Raw genomic sequence first — 12838 nt, 5'->3', positions numbered from 1 at the left:
ATCTTGTATTGTTTTTAGAACCAAACGGGAGCGCTTGCTGACTTGGTTGTCCAATCAGCGAGACTTACAGAAGCCTTAACGTCAGTCTTCCTCAAATCGAAGGTATATGTATAATGTGTTCCGGGAATCCACTCAGAAATCGTAGATGAAGTACCCGTCTCTACGATTTTGCTCAAATCAGAAATGACATACTTATTATGATCACCTGTCGTAATAATCAACCCTATATGAGAAAGAGTCTGCGGAACGACATCCCAAGTAAAAGGTGTTGTAGCCACAGTTCCTGCAGAAGGAGCAGTCATGGTAACATCTGTCACAGAATCTGTAGCATTAATCTTACCTGACCCCATCAACACCTGTCCTTCAGGACTCATACCAGTAATAACCACCGTAGAACCTTCAAGAGTTACAGCATCAGTACCTGTCGTAGTAGTCAAATAAATATCCAGCTGAGACAACATGTGAAGTTGGGTAAGATGAATCATATTCGAAGTAGGACCAATGGCAGATATCAAACAATCCGTAAAACCACTAGTAGACGAATAGCGAATAGTATTACCCTTCATAGGAGCGCCCCAAATAGGATCGCTTGCATTTCTTTTACCACTAGAAATCGGCACATAATCCCCACCATCATTATTGGTTGCAGTCATTGCTGAAACCCGAGTAGGAGTCACATTCGTCGTTCTGAAATGATAATAACTCTTATTACTATCAAAATACCAGTTTGTAGTACCGTTTGTTTCTACCGTAGCAGCCGAACCGTAATTACCATTCCAGTTCATGCCGACATAATCATCAGAAATCTCAGAAGCCTCATCCAGGAGACGATACAAATTAACTTTACTCTGAGCTGAACTACCATCAACATTGAGGAATTCAACAGAAATACGAGCATTAGATGGATTCTGCGTTTCACCAACAACAGAATTCCACTTTGCCAAAGAAGCAGTAACCTTAATTCCCGTTTTATTCAACTCAATATTGAAAATATAATGATAACCTTGAGCCATTGCATAAGAACTCTCCGAAAGCGACAACACCTTTTGAAGAGCCGCATACAAATTAGCTTCGCTCACATAATATAAGTTATCGGATACATTAATCGTAAGCGCAGTATTGGTATTCGACTGACGCAAAGTATAACCCGGCATGACGATAGCATTCGTCGGAATAACATCATAAGTAGCATTATCTACATCATAAGAATTCAATAAAGTACCTACTGTAGCAGAAACTTCACCTTTCGTATTCTCATCTAACTCCCATTCGCCTGATGCCACATCAAAATTACCTTTTAATGTAGGCTGATTAGCAGAAGAGCCAATCATCACAGAAGTCTTGGCTGAGACGAAGTCACCCTCAAAACCATTACCCTTAAGAAGATTAACCGTAATCTTAGTAAGCGCATGATTAAACAGAAGACTACCTTTGTCAAAAGACCCCGTATGACCATTATCAGAATCAGAAGAACGAGTAAACTTCAAACGAGCGTCCGTTGTACCATTCGTAATATTGTTACTATAAACAAGATCATACTGATCAAAAGAAGTTGTAGCTACATTCTGAGCAGTAGAAACAGTATAATCAAAGGACAGACCAGAATTCGTATCTGTAGCATCTGTCCACTGATTAGGAGCTGATAAAAGAGAGCTTGCCGTATTGGTCGTTTCACTATTATTTGCTATAGCAACAGCATATACAGAAATATTCGCATCTCGTCCATGGGTATCATCCCAAAAACGAGTATCAGACACCGTATTATATGATACACTACTTGTTGATGTCTCACTATTCGTTGTATCTTTGCTTGCCAACAAAGTTGTAGCAGTCCATTGAGTCGTTTTGTTATCCGCTTCGCTTTTCATCTTCGCAAAAATGGCAGTATTACCATCTGCGAAACCAGCACGAGTAACGACAGAAGATTCCAAATTCGTTGTCGTAAAGGTCACTTCCTCTTTACCCGAATTACCGTTGAGAATATCCGACAAGTCACTGCTACACGCAGTCAGCGTGAGCAGTGAAATGAGAGATATGTATGTTGTATTTAATTTCATTAATTAATTGTTGAAATTAATTTTTGAATTTAAGATGATTTCGTATTAATCCTCGAGAGAGATATTCTGTGTTGCACCGGTTACCGTAGTCCAATCTACCAAAGAAGCGGTAACACCATTAACACCAGTCTTGAGGATATTAAATACATACGTGTAGTGATGACCTGGATACCAGTAAGAAATAGACTCACCAGTTTTATTATTCTGACTAGTAGTTGCATCAGAAGCTTTCACATCGCTAAGCTTCTCGTAGTAGTAAATAGACTTACCTGAAGCAGTCTCAATACGGATACCGATATAATCTGCATCAGAAGTACCACGAACCAATGTCTGAGGTACAACACTCATATTATAAATATAAGATGTTGTGTTAGTTTCTGGAGTCATCTCCAAGTCTTTCTGCAGATTAGATGATGTAATCTTACCTGTAGCCATGAGAACTTCACCATCTTTATTAATGCGAGTAATATATACCTTGCTACCAGTTAAGTCTACTTTCTGGTTATCATCTTTATCATCTTTTGGTTCAGAAGTGAGCTTTACGGTTACCTTGCTCATCATGTGGAACTGAGTCATATTAATAGTACTAGAAGTAGCACCAATCTGACCAAAGATTAAGTCATTGTAACCATTTTCTGTATCGTACTTAGGAGTTACACCAGCAGTAATCGCATTAGCCTTCAATGGTGCACCCCACTGATAGTCTGTTGAACCTGCTGTCATCGCAAAACTCTTCAGATCAGAATTCAAGCTCGTTACATTAGAGGTAGAACGGAAATTATAATAAGTTTGGTTATCCTGATAATACCAAGTAGCATTACCTCTAGAAGCATAAGTTCCATCTGAATTATCCTCATTATCTACAACAGAACGATAAAGTTCGAAATCACTAATATGATCATTCTCTGTATCGTAAACAGAAACCTTGATATTATCGTTAGTCAAATCTAAATCTTCTGCTGAAATTGGAGTCCAATCCTGAATGCTAGCAGTAACGTTTACACCAGTCTTGTTTACAGTAATATTGAATGTATAATTCAATCCCTTCTCTAATGTGATATTCGTATCAGTAAGTTTAGTTACTGAAGCCTTTACATCTGCAACGTTCAAAGCATCAAACATCATATCAGATGAAATGGTATACTGGTTACCATCAATAGTAAAGCTGAGTTCCTTATTCACATCACCATCAGTATAAATCTTGCCTGGTAATACCTGAGCCATCAGTTTATAATCTTTATACTCGTTAGCAGCAGAACCTGTAATAGCACTAGCCTTGTACATAGAAGATACAGTAGCAGTAGAAGTAGTTGTCCACTCACCAGAAGCCAAATCAAGTGTACCCCCTACAGGCATAGCGTTAAGAGAAACATTAGTATCAGTAGCAAACTGGAATGTATTTTCACCAGAGAAACCTGCACCTCTCTTCAAATTAATCGTAATACGAGACAAAGCGTGAGTAAAATTCAAGTTACCAGAATCAAACGTACCAGCACCATCCTCGTCATTAGGATCTTTAAGCTTGAATTTCATCTTGTTGTCACCACTGATATTATTACTGAAGATAAGATCCTCATCAGCAAGAGTTGTATTAGTCTGAGCTGTAGAAACAGTCCAATCTACAGTGTGTGATAACTCTTCAGAAGACCAAGTAGAAGTACTTGCTTTAAGTTTATCTTCTGCAGCCTTAGAATCAGTCGTTTTACCAGGAACAGCTATCGCATAAACAGAAAGTTCAGCATCACGACCATACGCATCATCCCAATAACGCTGATAATCATTTAAAAAAGATAATGTAGAGTATGATGTGTCATCATAAGTGTTATCTGCAGAAGCTGTAGCCACAGTACGAGTTACACGGACATTATTATTACCGGTACTACCCTTTTTCTGACTTTTGATCTGCATCACAACATTCGTTGGATTGGCTTTACTCAATCCTGCACGAGTAACCTGTGCAGAACTACCACCAAACTCAATAGCGGTTTTTTCACTGTCTGGAATCAAAGCTTCCAAACTATCGGTACTACAACTAGTAGCAAACATGGCGGTCGCAGCCGCAAACATGAGGTAATTAAGCTTCTTCATTTTATTTTACGTATACTTATTCTTTTAGATTATATCGCAATATTTATTAATTATGTTACTTTTCAAGATCAGTGTTAATTGTCGAATAAATGTAATCCCAATCTTCTATCGTTGCAGTACATTCGATATCCGCCTTAACCAGGTCTTTTACCTTAATCAGGTAGGTGTAGAGCGTATTAGGATTCCATGTAAATGAAGTCATCGTTTCATCGCCTTCGGTTACCGTCAATGGTATGTCTGTAAATTCTTTCGAGCCCACCTTAAAACTAATTGTGAGCATTACGCCACTCTGAGGTATCTGTAGCAGCCCCTCTGGGCATCGCATCATATAGGCTTTGGTATCTTTATTCGCTTGAAGGATATTGTTGTCATTCGCATTACTTGAATCTGTGGTAAGCAGTACAACACCATTTTGACGTGTCAATTGTGTAAAACTGCCAGAAAGCATATCGCCCGTACTGAGGTTGGCTTGATAGCCCATCGCCGATGTAGCAAAATTATCCGAAACAACCTTGATGACAATATCTGTAACCGGTAGCGCTTCTTCTGTAGATACGATCGACTCGGTATAAATGCCAAACCGCACCTTTGAGGTAAAATGATGAAAAGGTAAAGCCACCGAACGGTTGAGCGTAGTGCTACCCGTATTAATCTGCTTGGTTCCATTGTCGATCATCACATCGTAATCTTTACCACTAGCCTGTCGCTCTACTTGAGCTGGAAGATAATCTTCGCGACCTTCAGAAATATTTCCATTAGTACTTGTCTGATACGTGAACTGAGCAGACAACGGCAAAGTTAACTGAGTGTCGGATAAAACAAAACCGGTAGCATCTGTTGGATAAGGTGTAAGTGCATAAAAACGGTATGGCATCTTGTTCGTATCCCAATAAGTCTGTCGCTGCTCTTTACTGAAGCCATCAGCAGTAGTACCCACATACGACCAAGAATAAGAACCTGTCCAATTGTCCGTAAGGTATTTCACTTCGTACATATCCATGAGCGTTTGTTGGCTACTGGTAGCAAAACCCTTCCAAAGGCTCACCATAAACCCCTGTGTCAGAGGGGAATTACTTGTAGCTTCGGTGGCATTGCTCTTTAACGACTGAATAGCGACCTGACTGAAGCCTACAGGGTCTAAATTACCTGTATACTCCTCATCAGCATCACTACCCGAGGTACAGCTTGACAAGCCCAAAGCACCAGCAAATACCATCGTTGCCATTACGCCTAGTTTAGACTTTTTAAAATTATACATTACTATGATTCGGATATATTCTTAACGATTATTTTCTTATATTTCGACATGCCAGATAACTTCTTCATAATCTTCAATAGTTGGTATGAAAAGACCACTCATCTTATTAGCATCATTATAAATCGGTTCAAGACTCTCACAGTCGACATGAAGAGTGATAATACCTCCATAAGCATTAGCCTGCATCTGATCGGTTACATCATAACGATACGTTTTCACAGAGCCATCAGCTAAGGTCATATCAAAATAAATATAGTTATGGAAATTAGGCTGTCCACCCTGATAAGTAGTACCACGCTCCGCATCATAACGATCCATATCACAAAGACCAAAAGTATTCAGACGGCCACCAATAATATCACAGTTTTCACCATCGACATCGATATTTTGCTTCATACGGGTGTTCATATAAACCATACTAGGCTCCTCACCAGTATGACCAGTGTTTACATTGACACTTCCAGCAAGAGAGGAGATAGCCGCATTACCATCTACAGCCTGTACAATACCATGATTATTATGAAGCACTATCTGAAAGAGATAAACATAAACTAAAGGTTTCAGTTTAGCTTCGATATGCTTTATGTACACATTATTTATAGAATCGTACTCATAATCGCGTAAATCGGTAGAGATGTAAATATCCTGTGGAAAGGCACCATAAAACATCTCAGGCTGATCATGAAGACCTATAACCTTAGTGGTATCAATAGAGTCAATATCCAAACCATACATACCATGATTACCCTTAGTATAGGCTTGAACAGCCTGAACATCCTGTTCATTAATTTGAAGATTTGGAGCTACATCATTATCTTTATCAACATCCGACCAAAAGAGCATATCATAATAGCCGAATTCAAAATATTTTCTAAAGGTACTCTTGGTCGTAGTAAAAGCATCAGTACTTATAACATTACCATCAGCATACTGACCATTATAAAGACGACGAACTTCCAGGACTGTAGGCATCGGATAACCTAGAGAATCAAAAAGCTCAGTATCTTCTTTATCCCATCCATAATGCCATTTTACCTGAATATCAGTTTCTACATCCCAGGCAACATCAATATCAGTATATACCTCAGGCATAACAATCTGCAGTTCTTCACCCGGCAAATACAAAGGCGGTTCGATACAAGATGTAAGCGAGGTAAGCGCCGTTAAAATGATTATTACTATATAAGAAATTTTCTTTTTCATCTGATTTGCTTCTTCTTTCGGTAAATGATATCATAAGTAAGGTGGATACCTGCATTGGTAGGACCTAACCAAAGTCGACTATGCTGACGCTCCTTAAAATCGCTGGCTTTACCATAATAGTCATAATAGTAAAGACCATCTTTGGTACCCGTAATCGGATTACCATATATATAAGGATCATACTCAGTATAAAAACCACCGAATTCGGCATTAAACTCAAGACGAAGGGACCCCTTACGATTCAACTTGCACGTGTATCCGATACCGATACCGGCACCACCACCTTCACCTTCCCAACCTTTAGTCTGGCTTAAACCAATACCATAGAAAGTACCATTAGCATAAGCACTGAGAAAAGGACCTATAAATTCTCCACCACCAACAAAATAGCGACGAAGTTCTAAGCGAAGATCACGAATCTGAAAAAACTGGTAATCCTCCCAATGACGATGATTAGTATAAGTAAATCCCGCATTATAGGTATAATGCCCCGTAAGAGGATAGTATTCCAACTGAACATTCATACCAAAAGCCTTTCCGAAGTTAGGCATATAGAAGAAATCATGAAGCAAATTGGTACGAAGGGCGATAAGATGTCGACGTGCATATTTAGGCGAACGATCAGAACGTGGCACTTGCAAATCAGGCAAATCAGCCAGCATCATATGAGGATATAACTGTCCGAGATTACCAATATGAAGATTATAGCGAGTGGTATACCATAACATAACACGAGCCTGACGAAGTATTGGGAAATACTGATCAAGAAGACGTTTCCACAGTTTACCCTTATAAGCCTGCATCAATCTCATCTTCATCTTAGGTTCACTATGACCACATGCATTCCACATAGCCTCCACTTCCGGATATCCGGGATCATTAGCTTCTTTCATTAAAGTAATCAGGTAAGCATAATCTTCATTGATACCAGAAGAAAGAACTTCGTTAGCCTTTTTTAGACTGCCATCACGGTCGAGGAACTCCACTAAACGAGCAGCACGAGCCTTACCCAAATACTTATTATTGTCATAAGGTCCTTCTGGAGAAGCAGCACCACGAATATAAACCTTACTTAAACGCAAATTGTTATCATGCGCCCAAGACAGTAAACTATCATTATAAAGGGAAATAAAAGGCTGATCTTTTATCAAGTATGTCTTATTAACACGAAAACGAATACCTCGAGATGCCTGATCAAATAATGAATCAGAAATCACAGGAGCCACTGCACCTGAATCTGAAACCAACACGAAAGGAAACTCTGCTGGTTGTCTAAAATTTGATTTGTTTTGTCCAGTAATGGGAGTTACTACTAGAGATAGGAAACCCAAAGTAGCAAGAAACTTCAACATAATCATTCGCTTAATTTTGTATACTATCAACTTAAATACATACTTTCATACATGCCTAGAAATAAATCATTTCTTGAAAACGCTGCAAAATTATAACTATTTTTTAAAGTGCCAAACATTTTTTTGTTAAAACGCCTATAAATGAACTGTTTACGAAAAAACAGATTGAAATGAGTCTTCATTAAGAACCAAACCTTAAAACACCTTGAAATTTAAAACAGCAAGGATTTAAAGGGATTTAAAGGGCACAAACTTTCAATTTGATGAAAGTAAAGACAGAGAAATGTACTTAACAAGCATGAAAATTGGTCAAAAAAGAATAATTGTAAAGTATAAAATAGCAAAGTGTCAAATTGATAGCAAATAGTGAGAATAAAAGAAGGATACGATAGAAAAAAAATAAATAGAGGGTGTTTTTAAGTAAATAAACATCTATTTACTTAAAAACACCTACCTATTTTTAGAATTATTTACTTAAATAGTAATAATACTCAGTAGCAGCAAGAAGGAATGCCCCTACTCCAAAATTAGCTTGACTATCAGCATTAATAACCTGGCCAGGAATAGCCCTGTCACCAATAGGTTGAACATAACCCAATTTGCCATTATCTTGAATGGCAGTTTTCGTGAGATAATGCCATGAACGATTGATTACAGGCATATATTCCCTAGCCGACAAGATCTGGTGATTGATTCCCCATAACAAGCCATAAGTAAAAAAGGCAGTACCACTAGTCTCAGGGCCAGGTGCCTGTTCTGCATCCATCATACTACGAGTCCAATAGCCTTCTTTTTGCTGTAAAGCGGCAACCGACTTGGCTAATTTCTTATACTTCTCCAAAAAGAATCGATAATGACGATAATCGGAAGGCATATCTTGTAATACCTTAGCTAAACCGGCCAACACCCAACCATCACCTCTTGCCCAGAAATCTTTCTTGCCACTATTTGTCTTATGTTTAGGGTAAACATAACGGCCATCGCGGAAATAAAGTCCTGTCTCCTCATCAAGCATAATACTATCGCTATAACAGATGTTCTCATAAAGTTTATCAAGATATTTCTCATCGCCAGTCATCTTATACATTTTCGTCATCACCGGCATAACCATATAAAGCGCATCAGCCCACCACCAATAATCGTGAACTTTACTGTCAGCTTCATATCCCATAACTTCAATGGCACGAGCCACACGTGGGTCTTCCATCATCTTACGACTATAACCACCCTGTTCAATAGCCACAAGATCAAGATACGTCTGAAAACAAATCTGCCAATCGCCAAAAAGAACATAATCCTGTCCTTCTCCATATTTGAGATATTTCCACTTAGCCGGATTTGATTCTCGAGCCCCCATCCACTTATTATACTCACCCCAAGTAGAAGAATAATTCAACCAGGAACGGTTACCGGTAAGCTGATAAGCAGCTATATTACCAGTGTGGTAAGCGGCATGATCCCAGAAGCTACGAACTTCTGGCTTATTATTAGCCTGCCAATAGTCATTAACAAGCTGAATATAACTTAACACCTCTTGCTTCCTAACCGTAAGAGCATCATTCTTAACAGCCCTTTTGAGAACAGGTTTAGAAGGAGTCCAGGCATCCTGCCAATGAATCACCGGAGTACCAGCTGTATCAAAATCGATAGGCAACCAAATATAACGAGCATCATTAGGATGCTGAGGGCGCCATATATCGGCCATAAAGATATACTCTGTACCTTTTTGGGTAAGAACCGGAAGCACAAATGTACTCTGCCCGCCGAAAGTAATATCAGACTTTGGTCCACGGCATGGATTATCAACCTGATGCCAAGGTCCTGTAATAGACTTAGCCCAAAACATACGAGCTTTATTAGGAGCCCAGCCCGTACATCCACTCGTAATCATCCAATACGTATCGCCATGCTTGAAGACAGCCGGTGCTTCATTCTGTCCCCCTTCAGCCATCGTCCAGTAGCGGCCAGTCTCTGCCGTATAATCCTTATTAAGTTCGGCGATATGGAGGGTAAGATTTTCTTCTGAAGAAAAGACATGGTAAGCCTTACCGTCATCATCGACAAAAATAGTCTGATCACGTGACATCTGTCCATTATCGAAATCACGCTCAATATAGAGACCATGTTTTACAAGATTCTGCCAAGCAGGTGTCCACCATCCCATCTTCAGACCTTTACGATAATCGGATACAGACATACGATGCGCTAAATTTTGCGGATAAAGTCCGGCACATGAACGTTCGGAACGCAGGAAGCGATAAGGACCAGCAGGATTATCGCTGACAGCCACACCATAACGTGCTGCCGCATAGCCACGCCCTTTCAGTTCGAGATGAAACCACATCACAAACTTACCAGTAGCTTCGTTATATACCACTTTAGGGCGTTCCAAGATACATCCCTTTTCAATATCACTACCTGGCTGATCACTAACCGAAAGAGCTACCCCCTGATAGTTCCAATGCACCAGATCTTTACTCGTATAACAAGTCACCCCAACTAAAGCACTACTTGTGTTTTCAGCTTTATGCTCACCAAACCAATAATAGGTTCCATTATACTGCATAACGCCGCCACCATGCGCATTAATATGAATTCCCCGATTGTCGTGCCAAATAGCTCCAGGATGAATCTGACCGTCTGTTTTAGCCTGAACAGACATCATCATACAAGAAAGCAAGGCAAATACCATGTAAATTTTCCTCATCATAGTCTAGGTTCTTATCTCTTATAATAAACATATATACTATTTAAGCATTTAGAATCGACACGATAAGCCTCCGCAATATGCCCGATGCCCCAACACAGGGACCAAGACACATGACGGAGGACATATCTATATGTTATGAACTAAAGATCTACTGCTCGTCTGCCACAGCATCTTCCCAATTAGTCCACATTGGGATAGCATCGCTGTAACCATCATAGCCATAATTCTGTCGAAGTTGACCTTGGTTATTCGCCGTAATAGCAGAATTAGGAATAGGCCAGAACAGATTATGCTTGTTAATCTTATATTCAAAAGTTTGGTTACCCTGCTGACCTTTACCATAATCGTGATTAAACACATTATAAGTAGTACAACGACGATACCAATAGCTACCACCCGAGAGATCAGTACCTTCCTGCTTATCCCAAGTATTAAGATCGTAAGTGTTACCCCATTCATCAGCAATACCACTCTTAGCCAAACACCATGATACACGAACCATTTCAGCCTGACGGAACTCTTCGAGATAAAGTTCACGAGCACGTTCAGCCATGATATCACCAATATTTACAGTAGTATACATCTTTTTAGCATTAGCACGCTTACGGATAGCATTAACATCTTCTGCTGCCCCTGCAGGATTCTTCTGATAGAGACGAGCCTCAGCACGGAGCAGATAGGTTTCTGCCAGACGGAAAAGATACATATCACCATTGGCACCCTTACCAGAAGCACCCTGGAACTGATTAGCTCCCATATTATTCTCGTTAGGAGTATCTAAGATATACAACTGATATAAAGGTGTAGGATACCAGCTACGAATAGTATCAGAACAGAGCAAATCACCCTTATGTACAAGCACTTTACCATTGCCATCAGCATAGTCTTTATCGGCATAAAGCTGATAATGCTGACCATAGCACTCAGACTTCGGATTGTTATATTTGAAATCTTCCATCTCCATCCAGTTACCAACCTTACGATTATGACGAAGATCTTGCCAATCTGTCTCGCCATCATAGCTCCAAATGGTCTTATTATAATAGAAAGAGGTACGATTAACGGCAATACCACGACCAGCAGCACGCACCCAGTCGAGTGTATCATTATAATTGCTATTGTTGCGGGCGATGTTATTACCAGGAGTAGCCATACCATGAGGATCACGGATAACACTATTACTCCAGTGTGCAAAACAAGCACGCATCACATTATAGGTAGTGAAGTCTTCATCATTAGAATTGACAATCATCATGATGGTTTCCTTGTTGGCTGGGTCAGCAATATTAGGGGTACGATGTAAATCCCATACAACATTGCGTTCCACCTTCCAGGTATTCTCATTACCAGAAGGTTGCCAGGTACCAAAGCTCTCAGTCATCAGTTTTAAACCATGATTATTAATCAGATCGGTAGCAGTCTGCTCGGCTTTAGCATATTCACCTGTAACAAGATAGCACTTGATAAGCAACTGCATACAAGCTTCTTGATTCACCTGACCTACATAGCTCATCTTACTCTGAGAAGGAACATGCGCAACAGCAAATTCCAAATCGTGTACTAACATCTGAAAAACAGCTTCCTTACTGGTAGAACGATAGTTACGTTTAGGCGAAGCTATCAACTTGGTTACCAAAGGGATATCACCAAACTGAAGACAGAGATTATAATAAGCATACGCACGATGGAAATAAGCACGTCCCTTATAAGCGTCACGCAGTTCATTAGAAAGCCCATCTACCTGATCTACATAGCTCAAAATAGAGTTGGCATACTTCACCATACTATATCCCTGATCCCAAAAACGCTGCATATAATTAGCATCACCACCAGAAGCCATACCAGAGGTTGGCGTAAGTTTGGCATCAAAGTTATCTTGGAAACCGCCACCCATATCGGTCTTGGCATACATACCAACATCAGACATGAGATAGTTAGTAAAGATACCTACATTATTCCAGTTACCATCGATACGATATGTTTTCAACTGTTTGTCGCATTGAGCCAACGCTGACTGAAGTCCGGCTTCTGTGGTATAGGTAGTACCTGGTTCATAAAATGACAATGGGTCCTGTTTTAGGAAGTCACTCGTACAGCCCACCATGGTTCCTGCAAAGGCTAACACAGCACTTGTGCGGAATATATTTTTTGAATTGATTTTCATGTTTTT

At 39.8% G+C, this 12838-nt stretch carries 7 protein-coding genes; all 7 read right to left on the bottom strand.

Annotated features, from left to right (window positions below):
* Positions 1-14: 14 nt before the first annotated feature.
* Positions 15-2057 carry a fimbrillin family protein gene (locus tag L6469_RS12295; RefSeq protein WP_006281865.1) on the bottom strand — a complete coding sequence of 681 codons (2043 nt, stop codon included), beginning with the start codon at positions 2055-2057 and terminating at the stop codon, positions 15-17.
* Between the two features lie 45 nt (positions 2058-2102).
* Positions 2103-4145, bottom strand: a complete 2043-nt coding sequence (locus tag L6469_RS12290) for a fimbrillin family protein (RefSeq protein WP_006281864.1) — start codon at positions 4143-4145, stop codon at positions 2103-2105.
* Positions 4146-4200: 55 nt separating this feature from the next.
* Positions 4201-5403, bottom strand: a complete 1203-nt coding sequence (locus L6469_RS12285) for a fimbrillin family protein (protein ID WP_006281863.1) — start codon at positions 5401-5403, stop codon at positions 4201-4203.
* 36 nt (positions 5404-5439) lie between these two features.
* Complete coding sequence (locus L6469_RS12280) at positions 5440-6606, bottom strand: hypothetical protein (RefSeq protein ID WP_006281862.1); 1167 nt, start codon at positions 6604-6606, stop codon at positions 5440-5442.
* Positions 6603-7958 carry a DUF3575 domain-containing protein gene (locus tag L6469_RS12275; RefSeq protein WP_074803031.1) on the bottom strand — a complete coding sequence of 452 codons (1356 nt, stop codon included), beginning with the start codon at positions 7956-7958 and terminating at the stop codon, positions 6603-6605. Before L6469_RS12275 ends, L6469_RS12280 begins: the two co-directional genes overlap by 4 nt.
* 466 nt (positions 7959-8424) lie before the next feature.
* Entirely contained in the window at positions 8425-10668 is a 2244-nt protein-coding gene (locus tag L6469_RS14760) for a glycoside hydrolase family 88 protein (protein WP_306432723.1), read from the bottom strand.
* Positions 10669-10816: 148 nt separating this feature from the next.
* The gene (locus L6469_RS12260; protein ID WP_074548985.1) at positions 10817-12832 is read right to left on the bottom strand and encodes a RagB/SusD family nutrient uptake outer membrane protein; all 2016 of its coding nucleotides are present in this window, start codon (positions 12830-12832) and stop codon (positions 10817-10819) included.
* Positions 12833-12838: the final 6 nt, after the last annotated feature.

Source organism: Segatella baroniae B14 (assembly GCF_022024235.1).
In the GTDB taxonomy this organism is placed as follows: Bacteria; Bacteroidota; Bacteroidia; order Bacteroidales; family Bacteroidaceae; genus Prevotella; species Prevotella bryantii.
Note: the sequence above shows the minus strand (reverse complement) of the source record. Positions and strands in the feature narration are given on the sequence as shown.